This window comes from Stappia sediminis (genome assembly GCF_009826895.1).
Lineage (GTDB): Bacteria > Pseudomonadota > Alphaproteobacteria > Rhizobiales > Stappiaceae > Hongsoonwoonella > Hongsoonwoonella sediminis.
The window spans coordinates 117,626-130,456 of sequence record NZ_WUMV01000007.1 but is presented as its reverse complement, the minus strand read 5'-3'; the positions used below and the strand labels follow the sequence as shown (position 1 = coordinate 130,456).

The 12,831-nt window shown below is 62.2% G+C and carries 13 protein-coding genes; 6 read left to right on the top strand and 7 right to left on the bottom strand.

All coding sequences use genetic code 11. The features are described 5' to 3' along the window. Positions 1–22 precede the first annotated feature (22 nt). Positions 23–1,621 carry an exodeoxyribonuclease VII large subunit gene (xseA, locus tag GR183_RS14960; RefSeq protein ID WP_208999866.1) on the bottom strand — a complete coding sequence of 533 codons (1,599 nt, stop codon included), beginning with the start codon at positions 1,619–1,621 and terminating at the stop codon, positions 23–25. 122 nt (positions 1,622–1,743) lie between these two features. Between xseA and GR183_RS14955 the strand changes: the two genes are divergently transcribed. The 3 genes from GR183_RS14955 (at position 1,744) to GR183_RS14945 (ending at position 4,811) form a co-directional block, all read left to right on the top strand. Continuing rightward, entirely contained in the window at positions 1,744–2,472 is a 729-nt protein-coding gene (locus GR183_RS14955; RefSeq protein ID WP_244313761.1) for a 16S rRNA (uracil(1498)-N(3))-methyltransferase, read from the top strand. A 97-nt stretch (positions 2,473–2,569) separates the two neighbouring features. Then, positions 2,570–3,943, top strand: a complete 1,374-nt coding sequence (locus tag GR183_RS14950) for a glutamate--cysteine ligase (RefSeq protein WP_160776461.1) — start codon at positions 2,570–2,572, stop codon at positions 3,941–3,943. Between the two features lie 106 nt (positions 3,944–4,049). Continuing rightward, positions 4,050–4,811, top strand: coding sequence for a DUF937 domain-containing protein (locus GR183_RS14945; protein WP_160776460.1), 762 nt, complete (start codon positions 4,050–4,052; stop codon positions 4,809–4,811). 72 nt (positions 4,812–4,883) lie between these two features. Here GR183_RS14945 and GR183_RS14940 read toward each other — a convergent pair whose 3' ends face one another. Beyond that, the gene (locus tag GR183_RS14940) at positions 4,884–5,192 is read right to left on the bottom strand and encodes a DUF1127 domain-containing protein (protein WP_160776459.1); all 309 of its coding nucleotides are present in this window, start codon (positions 5,190–5,192) and stop codon (positions 4,884–4,886) included. Between the two features lie 209 nt (positions 5,193–5,401). Between GR183_RS14940 and GR183_RS14935 the strand changes: the two genes are divergently transcribed. Next, entirely contained in the window at positions 5,402–6,286 is an 885-nt protein-coding gene (locus GR183_RS14935; protein WP_160776458.1) for a LysR substrate-binding domain-containing protein, read from the top strand. A gap of 121 nt (positions 6,287–6,407) precedes the next feature. Here GR183_RS14935 and GR183_RS14930 read toward each other — a convergent pair whose 3' ends face one another. Beyond that, positions 6,408–7,349 carry a DMT family transporter gene (locus GR183_RS14930; RefSeq protein ID WP_160776457.1) on the bottom strand — a complete coding sequence of 314 codons (942 nt, stop codon included), beginning with the start codon at positions 7,347–7,349 and terminating at the stop codon, positions 6,408–6,410. Positions 7,350–7,538: 189 nt separating this feature from the next. Here GR183_RS14930 and GR183_RS14925 point away from each other — a divergent pair, with 189 nt between their 5' ends. Then, entirely contained in the window at positions 7,539–8,810 is a 1,272-nt protein-coding gene (locus GR183_RS14925) for an adenylate/guanylate cyclase domain-containing protein (protein WP_160776456.1), read from the top strand. Positions 8,811–8,812: 2 nt separating this feature from the next. Here GR183_RS14925 and queF read toward each other — a convergent pair whose 3' ends face one another. Next, complete coding sequence (gene queF / locus GR183_RS14920) at positions 8,813–9,265, bottom strand: preQ(1) synthase (RefSeq protein WP_160776455.1); 453 nt, start codon at positions 9,263–9,265, stop codon at positions 8,813–8,815. Between the two features lie 173 nt (positions 9,266–9,438). Here queF and GR183_RS14915 point away from each other — a divergent pair, with 173 nt between their 5' ends. After that, entirely contained in the window at positions 9,439–10,044 is a 606-nt protein-coding gene (locus GR183_RS14915; RefSeq protein ID WP_160776454.1) for an NUDIX domain-containing protein, read from the top strand. Here the strand turns inward: GR183_RS14915 and GR183_RS14910 are convergent. The 3 genes from GR183_RS14910 to GR183_RS14900 all read right to left on the bottom strand — a co-directional run bounded on the left by GR183_RS14910 (position 10,019) and on the right by GR183_RS14900 (position 12,826). Continuing rightward, entirely contained in the window at positions 10,019–10,624 is a 606-nt protein-coding gene (locus GR183_RS14910; RefSeq protein WP_202396119.1) for a hypothetical protein, read from the bottom strand. The genes GR183_RS14915 and GR183_RS14910 overlap by 26 nt on opposite strands. Before the next feature lie 85 nt (positions 10,625–10,709). After that, a complete protein-coding gene (locus GR183_RS14905; RefSeq protein WP_160776453.1) occupies positions 10,710–11,393 on the bottom strand; it encodes a LutC/YkgG family protein in 684 nt (227 codons plus the stop codon). Then, the gene (locus GR183_RS14900; protein ID WP_160776452.1) at positions 11,390–12,826 is read right to left on the bottom strand and encodes a LutB/LldF family L-lactate oxidation iron-sulfur protein; all 1,437 of its coding nucleotides are present in this window, start codon (positions 12,824–12,826) and stop codon (positions 11,390–11,392) included. Before GR183_RS14900 ends, GR183_RS14905 begins: the two co-directional genes overlap by 4 nt. Positions 12,827–12,831 lie beyond the last annotated feature (5 nt).

Here is a 12,831-nt window from a genome sequence, read left to right as displayed (position 1 = left end):
CCACCGATCCCGCAATCAGACCCTAAAAAAGGGTGCCTTGCTTTTTCGGTTCGGCGGAAGACTTTGCGGTGCGGGCCTTTTTCGACGCCGTTCCGCCGCCTGCCGGTGTACTGCCTGTAACGGCGGTGAGGTGGCTTTCGTCGCCGAATTCGATATCGATCACCGCACCTGCCGCAATGCCTTGGGCCGATCTGACAGGCGCGCCCGTATCGTCGCGCACGAGCGCGAAGCCGCGTTGCAGAACGTTTCGGTACGAGAGCGATTCCAGCAGCTTGTCGACGGCATTGAGCCGCGCGCGATCCGCCTTGGCGCGTTCGGCAAAGGCCCGCTCGAAGCGTGACGCAAGTCCCTCCAGCTTTTCGCGCGAAAGCCCGGCCCGTTCGCTCAGGCGCTGGGGTGACAGGCGCTGGGCGGTCGCCTCGAAGCGGTGCCGGCGTTTGTCGGTGATGACGGCGAGCGCGCGCAGGCTTCTTGCCGAAAGCACTTCGATCCGTTCCGCCGAGTAGCGCATCGTGCGCTGCAGCGTCGCCGGCGAAAGGCGGGCGTTGGCCGTGTCCAGGCGTGCGCGCCGGTCGCGCAGGGTGGCGCGCAGCGCCGGTTGCAGGCGCTCCGAATAGGTGTCGAGCCGCTGGCGGGGAAGCGCAAGCAGATCGCGCGGGGCGGGCAGGGCGGCGCTTGCCGCGCGCAATTCCGTTCGCCGGCTGCTCAGGAGTCTGACGAGGCCGGAGCCGAGGCGGCGAGAGAGATCGTCGATCGCGTTCAGAAGTTCCGCCTTGACCGGAACCGCGATTTCCGCGGCCCCTGTCGGCGTCGGTGCGCGCACGTCGGCTGCCAGATCGATCAGCGTCCAGTCGGTTTCATGGCCGACCGCCGAAATCAGCGGAATGTCGGAAGCGGCCGCCGCGCGCACGACCTCCTCTTCGTTGAAGCCCCAGAGGTCTTCGATGCTGCCGCCGCCTCGCGCGACGATCAGAACGTCGGGCCGGGGGATCGGGCCATCTGGACTAAGGGCGTTAAAGCCGCGAATGCCGTTCGCCACTTCCGCCCCGCAGGTTTCGCCCTGCACCCTGACGGGCCAGACCAGAACGTGCAGCGGATAGCGGTCGGTGATTCGGTGCAGGATGTCGCGGATGACCGCTCCGGTGGGGGAGGTCACGACGCCGATCGTGCGCGGCAGGCGCGGCAGAAGCTGCTTGCGCGCCTCGTCGAACAGCCCTTCGGCGGCGAGCTTTTTCTTCCGTTCCTCCAGAAGCGCCATCAGCGCGCCGACACCGGCAGGTTCCAGGGATTCGATTACGAGCTGGTATTTCGACTGGCCGGGAAAGGTCGTGATCTTGCCGGTCGCAATCACTTCAAGGCCTTGTTCGGGCTGGATTTTCAGTCGGCTTGCCACGCCGCGCCAGATCACGCCGGCCAGCACCGCCTTGTCGTCCTTGAGGTCGAGATAAACATGGCCGGAGCCGGGCCTCGAAATTCGGCCCAGCTCGCCGCGTACCCGTACATAGCCGAAGGTGTCCTCCATCGTGCGCTTGATGGCGAAGGAAATTTCGGAAACGGAAAATTCGGCGACGTTGGTTGTGTCGGACAATGGCTTTCTCGAAAACGCTGTGGCGGATCGCATTTCGCCTGATCAAGGGACATGAGCCGGCGTTCAAGGTCAAGGTCCACACCTTTGGATATCGACAGGTGGGAATGAGGAATCGATTTCGTTAAGGTGGTCCCATGCCAAGATCGAACTTCAGAATGCAGCGTCTTTTCCTTCGGCAGATCCTTGCGCACGGTGCTCGGATCGAGGCGGACAAGGCGCAGACGAATTATCTCGTCAACGTCATGCGGATGACCTCGGGCGACCGGATTCTGGTCTTCAATGGAAGCGACGGGGAATGGCTTGCGGAGCTTGAGGTGGAAAGCCGCAAGTCCTGCCGGATCGCGCTCGTCGAGCAGACGCGCGAGCAGGCGCCGGCACCCGATATCGATTATCTATTCGCGCCGCTGAAGCATGCCCGCCTCGATTATATGGTGCAAAAGGCGGTGGAGATGGGGGCGGGGCGTCTTCGTCCGGTACTGACGCAGCACACTCAAAGCTCGCGCATCAATCTGGAGCGGATGGAAGCCAACGTCATCGAGGCGTGCGAGCAATGCGGCGTCATCGCGGTGCCCGAAGTCCTCGAACCGACATCCCTTGCAGGCCTGCTGGAAGGCTGGGCGCAAACGGATGCAGGCCGGCGAATTCTCTTTTGCGACGAAGGCGAGGAAACGCATAATCCGTTGGCCGTGTTGAGCAAGGTCGAGCGCGGGCCGCTCGCCGTGCTTGTCGGTCCGGAAGGCGGTTTTTCGCAAGGCGAGCGGGAGAGCCTGCGTGCGTTTGACTTCGTTACGCCGCTTCCTCTGGGCCCCAGGGTCCTGCGCGCCGATACGGCGGCCGTCGCCGCACTTGCGGTCGTTCAGGCGGCGCTCGGCGACTGGTACTGAAAAGTAACTGAAACGAACCGCGAGCGTGCAAATTCAGGTTTGTGCCTGGGGGACGGGGTGAGTATGTTGCCGGCCAACATACGTTAGGGATTTCCGGATGGCTCGCGATACTGTCGATTCCACCCCGATCGAGGGGATACCCGCGCTCGCCGCGACGCTGGAGGCTGGCTGCAAGCCGGCCGACCGTTTCCGCATCGGGACGGAACATGAGAAATTCGGTTTCAACTTCTCCGACCTGAGCCCCATTCCCTATGAAGGCGAAAATGGCGTGAAGGCCGTGCTTGAAGGCATGGAGACCCTGCTTGGCTGGGAGCGCATTTCCGACAACGGGCTCATCATCGGCCTTGCCGATCCGGTTGGCGGCGGTGCGATTTCCATCGAACCCGGCGGCCAGTTCGAGCTTTCGGGCGCGCCGCTCGACAATCTCCACCAGACCTGCCGCGAAACCAACAGCCACCTTGCCCAGGTCCGCGAAGTGGCGGAACCGCTCGGCGTCGGCTTCCTCGGTCTTGGCATGGCTCCGACATGGGCGCGCGAAGACATGCCGGTCATGCCGAAATCGCGCTATCAGATCATGACGCGCTACATGCCCAAGGTCGGCAGCCTCGGCCTCGACATGATGTACCGCACGTCGACGATTCAGGTGAATCTCGACTTTGCGTCGGAAGCGGACATGGCGCGCAAGATGCGCGTCGGCCTTGCGCTTCAGCCGGTCGCCACCGCAATCTTCGCCAATTCGCCCTTCACCGACGGAAAGCCCAACGGGTTCAAATCGTTTCGCGCGGAGATCTGGCGCGATACGGATGCCGACCGTTCGGGAATGCTGCCGTTCGCCTTCGACGAGGGTTTCGGCTTCGAAGCCTATGTCGAATGGGCGGTCGATGTGCCGATGTATTTCGTCAAGCGCGGCGATACCTATTTCGATGCGACGGATGTCACTTTCCGCCAGTTCATGAACGGTGCGCTGGAAGGGCGGATTCCCGACCCGCATCCGACGCTGGGCGATTGGGACAATCATCTGTCGACCGTATTCCCTGACGTCCGGCTGAAGCGCTACCTCGAAATGCGCGGGGCGGATGGCGGGCCGTGGCGGCGCATTTGCGCACTGCCCGCGCTTTGGGTCGGTCTTCTCTATGATGACGGCGTGCTCGATCAGGCTTGGCAGCTCGTCAAGGACTGGACGCTCGAAGAGCGGGAGGGGCTTCGCGACGGCGTTCCCCGTCATGCGCTTCAGACGCCTTTCCGGGCGGGGACGGTGCGCGATGTCGCGCGCGAAATGGTCGCGCTTGCCGGCGAGGGGCTGAAGCGGCGCGCCCGCCTCAACGATGCCGGCGAGGACGAGCGAACCCATCTTGCCGCTGTCGAGGAAACCGTTGCGACCGGAATGTCGCCTGCGGACCAGATGCTGGAGCGCTATCACGGCGCCTGGGGTGGAGATGTCACCCGCGTCTTCCGCGAATATGCGTATTGAAATCGGTCGTCGGGCAAGAATTTTCCCTTGCCCGTCAAGGCATGCCGTTTGACCCGCGACGCGGCAAAGGCGATGATTGGCGTCCACTCTTGAAGGACGGACATTCATGTCGGACGCGTTCGGATTTCCTCAAAGCTACGACCCGCAGGCGCTTGCCGAACATATGCGCGAGCAATTCGGCTGGTCGAACCAGGACCTCCTCAAGGCGTCGGAAAACCTGATGTCCGCCGCCCTTGCCGGGCTTCGGCAAAATGCGTCGTCGCCCGCAGGGTTGGAGAGCCTCATGGCGATGATGCCGGGGCCGGGGGGCGCTTGGGCCTTGTCGCGTCCCGACGCTTTCGCTGGTGAGCCGCTTGCGCTCTTCTTCGGCCCGGCGGATGTTCAGGCCCGCATCATTGAGCAGATCACGAACGCGACGGGCCTTGGCCGTCAGGGTGTCGAGACAATGATGCCGGTGGTTGCGACCCTCACGCTCGGCAATCTGGCGCGGCAGTTCACGGCAGGGCCAATGCGCGACATGCTGGATGCCTTCCTTGCGGGTTATGCCCGCGGTCGGCCCAAACCCGCTCCGAAGCCGGAGGATTATCTCGCGCCATATGCCGAGGCGATGCAGTCCTTCTGGGATGGTTACATGCGCGCGTTCATGCCCGCGCCACCGCAAGAGGAGCCGGCTGAGCCGGAACAGGGCGAGCCGGAGGCGGAAAATTCGCAAACGGAGGACGCTCCGCCTCAGGAAGCGGCGCCTGAAGCGCCTTCCGACGAGAATATCGCGGAGGCCTGGCTCGACCTCGGCCGTAATATCCAGGAAACGCAGATCAAGGCTTTCGAGCGTCTGTTCGACAAATCTGCCAATCAGACCGACACATAAAAAACCCGCCCCGGAAGCCGGGGCGGGCAAGGTGTGTCGGCGAGGGGCCGACAGGGCTGCAGTTGCAGGAAATCAGGACGTCTTCACACCCTTGCGGCGGGAGAGCGCATTGAAGCGGCGCCCGCCGCGCATGGCCGCAAGCCGGCTTGAGGGGTCTTCGAAGACGTCGCCCATCAAGGCGCTCTGGATGTCGGTGCGCGACACGCCGATATCGGCGAGCATATGGTCGTCCATCTCAAGCAGCCTGGAGATCTGGCGGCGGTTGCGATGGGCGTTCCACATGTGCGCGGCAAACCTGCCGAGTGCGGCGGCGCCATCGGCGGCGAGCATGAGGACGGATGACTTGACGGTCCGTCTGACGGGGTACTGTATCAATGTCATGGCACGGGTCTCCCGTTCGGAAAACAGGCGTTTTGCCTGTCCGTTGCCTATGCCGGAAAGTTTGGTCCGGCTTCGTTTCAGATGTTGAAGCGTATATGCCATTCCCCCATCAATTCATCAAACGAATGATTTGAATGGAAAACCATCGAGATTGGTGATAGGTTTGCAAAACAGTTCGATCACACTTCTGAATGGACCGGGGAAATTCGATGGCGCATGCACTCGATATCGACCAGTTGAGGACCTTCCTGGCGATTGCGGAACTCGGCAGTTTCACCAAGGCCGCGGATGCGGTTCACAAGACGCAATCCGCCGTATCCATGCAGATGCGCCGCCTCGAAGAGCGGATAGACCGGCCGATCTTCGTGAAGGACGGGCGCCAGTCGCGTCTGACGGAGGATGGCCACAGGCTGGTTGAATTCGCGCAGCGCATGATCCGGCTGAACGACGATACCTTCAAGGCGTTCACCGAACCGACCATGGTCGGCCGTGTGAAGTTCGGCCTGCCGGACGATTACGCGGAGCGGCTTCTGCCGCAGGTTTTGGCCGCCTTCTCGCGGCTCAACCCGTCGATCGAGATTGCCGTCCAGTGTCAGGCTTCGGTCGTCACGGCCCAGCTCGTCGAACAGGGCGAACTCGATATCGCGATCGTCACCTCCGGCGATTGCGTGCCCCTGCAGGGTGAGGTGTTCCGCCGCGAGCCGTTGCATTGGGTGACCGCGTCGGATCGTTGCCTGCATTGCGAAGACACGTTGCGGCTCGCGCTGGGGCCGACGACCTGCTCCTGGCGCGCGCAGGCGGTGGCGTCGCTTGACCGCGCCAACCGGCCGTATTGCATAGCCTATACTTCGTCCAGCGCTTCCGCCCTGACGAGCGCGGTGCAGGCTGGCCTTGCCATCGCCGTATTGCCGGAAAGCGCCATCCGCCCGGGCCTGCGCATCTTGGGCGAGGCCGACGGCCTGCCGCAGCTGCCGCCTTGCGAGATCAATATCCTGCGTGCAACTCATGCGACCGACCCGGTACACGATGCGCTGTGCGATCACATTCACGCGTCGATCGGCAACGTGTCCTATCAGTTGGCCGCTGCCGAATAAGATGCCGCTAGAGCATATCCCGCGAAATCTGAGTCGGATTTAGCGAAAAGGATATGCTCAAACCATTGATCCTGGAGCGAATTCTTGTCACGAAAGCGATCCCGCTTTCGTGGAAAGCGCTCTAGCGGCGCCCTGCTCGCAGGACGAAGATATTGCCGATGAGCACCGCGGCGAGCCCGGCCAGAACGTCCGGGCTCCAGTGGAAGTCTTCCAGGGCGGTTGAAACGAGCAGCGCCACGACCGGGAACATGACGGTGGCGTAGCCCGCGCGCGCCGAGCCGATACGCCCAAGCAGCGTCAGATAGCAGGCAAACGCGACGATGGTGGCGAAGATCGCGAGATAAACGAGCGCGCCGATATAGGTCGGCGTCCATTCGATGGCGAAGCTCTCGCCCTTCAGATACGCGAATGTTCCCAGAAGTGCAGCCCCGTAGACCATGCCCCAGGCGTTGGCGGAAAGCACGGAGATGCCTTTGCGCTGGTTTGCGGCGGAAACCATGTTGCCGAGGCAGAAGGAAAGCGTCCCGCCCACGCAGAAAGCAAGTCCTGTCAGCGCGCCGCTGTCGAAACCGGCTGGACCTCCGGCGAAGATCTGCGGCCGGAACATGAGCGCGATACCGGCGAAGCCCAGCAGCCCGCCGATAAGCACGCGCCTGCTGATCTTCTGGCCGAAAATCATGAAGCCCAGAAGCATGTTGAAGATAGAGGCCAGCGAGAAAACCACGGAAAGCAGGCCGGACGGTACGTAGTGCGAGCCGTAGTAGAAGAGCACGAAGTTGGTGGAAAAGATAAACCCGCCGAGGGCCGCGAAACGCAAATGATCGGAGAGCGGAAAGGCGAGCCTTGCCCCCTTCGCCCATGCCCAACCCATCATGATGCAGGCGGCAAGCACGAAGCGCCAGAAGACGGAGACCTCCGGCGAAACCGGTCCCGCCTGCAGCTTTACCGCATACCAGGAGACGCCCCACACCAGCACCGTTGCTCCATAAAGCCCGAAATCCGCCGGCGACATGGAAAAGTCGTCGCTGGAGATGCTTCCCGCCGTGCTGCGCGAGATCGTCATGGAAGGTGATCCGGTTGGTTGATCGAAATGGGGCGGGCTTTGAATGCCATGTTCGTCACCGCGCATCCAATCAATCATTGTCGACTAAACCATCGCGTTTCCTGATTAAACTTCGATTTTTCATGCCGTAACGGAATTTGCTCGCCGCGTGTTACGATCCTTTCATGCTCTTGATCCGGGATAAGAAAGATGTTGGCCCGTAAATTCCCGAGGGTGCGTTTCCGGCTGCCCGCATGGATCGACAGTGCGCTTGATCTTGGCATCGTCTCGCAGGACCCTGAAGTGCGCCAGCGCGAGCGCTTCACGAATATCGGCGTGGCGATGATGTTCGTCGCGAATTTCACCCACAGTCTTCAAAACTGCTTCTACGACGCGGAAGGCTTGATGCCGATCATCGTCTACGGCTTCGTGATGATGGCACTCTTCAGCTTGACGCCCGCGCTTTACCGTCTGGGGGAGAATGTCGGCGCGTTCTGGTTCGCTATCGTCGCGGCGATAGGCAATCTCTTCGTCATCTGGTCGATCGGGCTCGAAGGCGGGGCGCATTTCTATTATGCGCTTGCGGGTGGCGGGGTGCTGCTGCTCGGCGTTCACCGCTGGCGCTGGGTGGTCTCCCTCTTCGTGCTGGTGTTCGCCCTTTTGATCGTCTCGATCAACTTTGCCCCCCATTACGGGCCGGTGATGGCTGATGATTCCGAGTTTCATGAACTTCTGTCTGGTCAGATCGCGGTCAACGTCACCATCGTCTACTGCCTGTTGATGACCTATGCGCTGTCTGCGCTCAGGAAGGCGGAAAAGGCGCTGGAGGCCGAGCATGAGCGTGCCGAAACACTTCTGACCACCATCATGCCGGAACGCGTCGCGGAGCGGCTGAAACGCGAGCCGGGCCGCACGATCGCCGACCGGCGCGAGACGGTCGCGGTCCTGTTCAGCGATATCGTCGGCTTCACTCCGGCCGCTCGCGAACTTCCGCCGGAGGATGTCGTAAAAGGTCTCGACCGGCTGGTGCGCGCGTTCGACAAGCTTGCCGTCGAACATGGCGTGGAAAAGATCAAGACGATTGGCGATGCCTATATGGCAGCCGCCGGGCTTTACGGCGAAACGGGGGAGGAGGCTGCCCGGCGCATCGCCTCCTTCGCCATCGCCATGATGGATGAGATCGACAACCAGCCGCCGCTCGGGCCGTCAGGGCTTGCTTTGCGCTGCGGGCTGCACATAGGCCCGGCGATCGCCGGCGTTATCGGCCAGCGCCGCTATTCGTTCGACATCTGGGGCGATGCGGTGAATGTCGCCGCGCGCATGGAATCGCACGGACTTCCCGGGCGCATCCATGTCACGCGAGCGTTCTGCGATGTTGCGGGCGGCTGTTTTTCCTTCGAGGAGCGAGGGGTGATGATGGTCAAGGGCATCGGCGACATGGAAACGGCGTTCCTGGTGTGTCGCCTGCCGGAGGCCGTTTGAGCTCAACCGCGCCCGCGATAGGGCGGCACGCCCTGGTCGGGCAGCCAGATGCCTTCGGGCGGGTTCCCGGTCTGCCAGAACACGTCGATGGGAATTCCGCCGCGCGGATACCAGTAGCCGCCGATCCTGAGCCAGCGCGGCGAAAGCCGCTCGACCAACCGCTTGCCGATCATCACGGTGCAGCCCTCATGAAAGGCGCCGTGGTTGCGGAACGAATGCATGAAAAGTTTCAGCGATTTCGATTCGATCAGCCACTCGTCCGGAACGTAGTCGATGACGATATGCGCGAAATCCGGCTGGCCCGTTACCGGGCACATCGAGGTGAATTCCGGCACCACGAAGCGGGTGACGTAGTCGACTTCGGGGTTTGGGTTCGGCACGCGGTCCAGCGGCGCCGTCTCGGGGTCGTTTGGCGTCTCGACGGCGCGGCCGAGCGCGAGTTCGTTTTCGTTCATCTCATTCTCCTTGCGACCGGCAATACAGGCCGGCGCATTATCCTGTCGGCTGACCGGAGGCCGGCGCCGAACTTCTATTAACGTGCTTGCCCTTCTGCTTGAAGCGGCAATTCACAAAGTTTATCAAACTCGGAATCTCAGCGAATCTTGATAACTTAGCCTGGAGCCAGTTCATGACGTCGCGACCGCCGTCGACCGAGAACGTCGCCATAGAAAACGTCGAGACTTTAAGCGACAACTGGTATGTCCTGCGGAAATACACGTTCCGTTATCGCAGACGCGACGGCTCCGAGCAGCGGCTTTCGCGCGAGGCCTATGACCGGGGCAACGGCGCGGCGATCCTGCTCTACAATCGCGAAAAGAACAGCCTGATCCTGACACGGCAGTTTCGCCTGCCCGCTTTCGTCAACGGGCTCGACGACGGAATGCTGCTTGAAGTTCCTGCCGGGCTTCTTGACGATGACGATCCGGCGTCGGCAATCCGGCGCGAGGCCGAGGAGGAAACGGGCTTTCGGGTGCGCGACGTGATCCCGGTTTTCACGGCCTATACCAGCCCGGGATCGGTTACCGAGCAACTGCACTTCTTCGCCGCCGAATATGCGGATCGCGACCGCGTCGGCGCCGGCGGCGGCCACGCTGGCGAAGGTGAGGATATCGAGGTCATCGAAGTCGGTTTTGACGAGGCGATGGCGATGATCGAGCGGGGAGAAATCGTCGACCTCAAGACCATCGCGCTTATCTATCATGCTGCAATCAAGGGTCTTTTGGGGAACTCCTAACAGTTACCTCATCGGATTCACCAGCCGGGCTGGCGCTTTCATGCCATTGCGGAAGGTAGTCGTTTTTCAGCACAGCGAGGGTCGCGGGCGGTGTCAGCACTTCGGCCTCACCGGCTTCGGGCCGTGTGACTCCGGTTCCATAGCCATCAAAGGACCAGGGCAGAAGTTCCTTGCCTCTGACCGCCAGAAATCTGTCGCCCTCACGGATCACGGCACCATCCGGCAGGGATGAGAATTCGCGCCGGTATGTCCGCTTTGCTCGATGCTCCAGCCGCTCTTCGTGCAGCACCTTGTCCATTTCGCCTGCTCTGGGCGGGATCGCGAGGTCGAATGCGCGTGCCCAGGCTGCTGCGAAGCGCACGAAATCCTTACGCCGGCATTCGAAGCAGGGACGGTGCCCGGCGGCAAGCGCCGTCACCTCATCGAGGAAGAAAAGTTCCGTATAGCTCTCGCCCATCAACTCTCGTTTGCGCCCCTTGAAAGACAGCACGCAGCAGATCCAGTGTTTCGACGCCCACCTGCGGGAGAGGAGCGTCTTCGTCTCAGGATCGTGAATGCGCCCGCCGCGATTGCCGAACATGCTCCCGCGTGCTGGGGTCGCTGTGATCGAACCGTCGGGGGAAACGCGGTTTTGCAGAGGTGTTTTCGTTATTTTGGAAATCCGCCTAACCCTCTTCCACCACGATCACATGCAGTGCCCTTGGCCCGTGTGCGCCCAGAAGCAGCGTTTGCTCGATGTCGGCGGAGCGCGACGGTCCGGTCACCAAGTTGACCGTGCGCGGCATCGTCCCTTCGCCGTATTTCCCGCGAACTTTCGCCCATACGGCTTCCATGTCGCCGGAAAGATCGGCGGCATTCACCACCGCGATGTGATGCTCGGGCAGGAAGTTGATCGTCGTCGGGTTGTCGTTGCCCGACGTCAGCACAAGCGTGCCCGTCTCGGCAATTCCGGCGAATGCATGAGAAACGCCTGCCTCCTCGCTTCCCTCCGCTCGGCCCTGCATGACTTCCAGGTTGGGCTGGTCCTTCCAGGGCATGGCGGCAAGGCGGGCATCGGCGCCCATTCGTACCTGTTGTGACAGATTTTTCGACCGCAGATAGTCGCTCACCGCCGCCGGCACCTCGTCGGGCGAGGAAATGCGGGCAACGGACGCCTGCACGCCTTCCGCCATCTTGCAGAAAAGGTCGATCAGGTCTTTGCCGGAAAGCTGACCCCGCTTGGGGATGATGCCCTTGTGGTGGGCGGAAAGCCGCTCGGCAACCGTGTCCCGGCGCGTCTCGTCTTCGCCGTTCCGGCCGAGCGAGGTCCTGATTTTCGCGAGAATGCGTTCGCGAGAGGTCGCCGTCATGCCGCTTCCTTTCGTTTCGCTTTTTGCCGTTCGGCCCATTGTTGCTGGAAGGTCTTGCCTTCGGGCGCCGGCAGGTCGCGATATTTCGTCCATCCGCCGGCAAGCGGCAGGCCTTTGAACCGGCCCTTCGTTCGCCCGAGCAGCCCGAGCGTTCGCATGCCAAGACCCGTCATGAACTGGTAGAGCGAGGGCCGCTTTGCGAAATAGGCCCAGACGCCCAGGCCGTAGCGCGCGGTGGCGGAATTGAGGTTCCGCTCGAACTCGCGCTCGCGCCAGTGGCGCATCATTTTCGGCAGCGGGATGCGCATCGGGCAGACCGCCTCGCAGCGTCCGCAGAAGGTGGAGGCATTCGGCAGGTGGCCGGACTGGTCGACGCCGATGAGCGATGGTGTCAGCACAGCGCCCATCGGGCCGGGGTAGACCCAGCCGTAGGCGTGTCCGCCGACGGCGTGATAGACCGGGCAGTGGTTCATGCAGGCCCCGCAGCGAATGCAGCGCAGCATGTCCTGATAGTCTGAGCCCAGCATCGACGAGCGTCCGTTGTCGAGCAGGATGACGTGGTATTCGCCGGGCCCGTCCGGGTCGTCGTCGCGCTTCGGCCCGGTCGAGAAGGTGGTGTAGACGGACATGTCCTGGCCGGTGGCCGAGCGGGCGAGCACGCGCAGGATCTGGCTTACGTCTTCCAGCGTCGGCACGATCTTCTCGATGGATGCGACCACGATATGCGCTTTCGGCAGCGTCTGCGTCAGGTCGCCGTTGCCCTCGTTGGTGACGATGATAGAGGTGCCCGTTTCCGCGATCAGGAAGTTCGCGCCGGTGATGCCGACATCCGCGTCGAAATATTTTTGCCTGAGCACGGCGCGCGCTTCGCCGAGCAGCGTCGTCGGCTCGTCGAGGTTCCGCTTCGGGTCGAACTGGGTGTGGGCCCTGCGGAAATCCTCCTCCACCTGGTCCTTCGTCACGTGCACGGCGGGCGCGATGATGTGGCTCGGGTGTTCGCCGCGAAGCTGGATGATGTATTCGCCAAGGTCCGTCTCGACGGGCGTTACCCCGTTTTGCTCGAAGAATTCGTTGAGGCCGATCTCCTCGGTGATCATGGACTTGCCCTTGGTCACCGTGCGCGCGTTCAGCCTGCGGCAGATTTCCATGATCTGGTTTCGCGCATCCTCCGCCGTTTCGGCCCAGTGGACGTGGCCGCCGGCGGCCTCCACCTTCTCGGTGTATCTTTCCAGATAAAGGTCGAGATGGTCGAGCACGTGATCCTTGATATCGCGTGCGCGGTCGCGCAGATCCTCGAATTCCGGCAGCGCGTCCGCTGCCTGCGCGCGCTTTTCGATAAAGCCAGTGCGCACCTTGCCGAGCGCCTTTTGCAGGTTGACGTCCTTGAGCGCCTCTGCGGAATTGTTCTTGAAGGTGGGCGATTTGATTTCCATAAGCC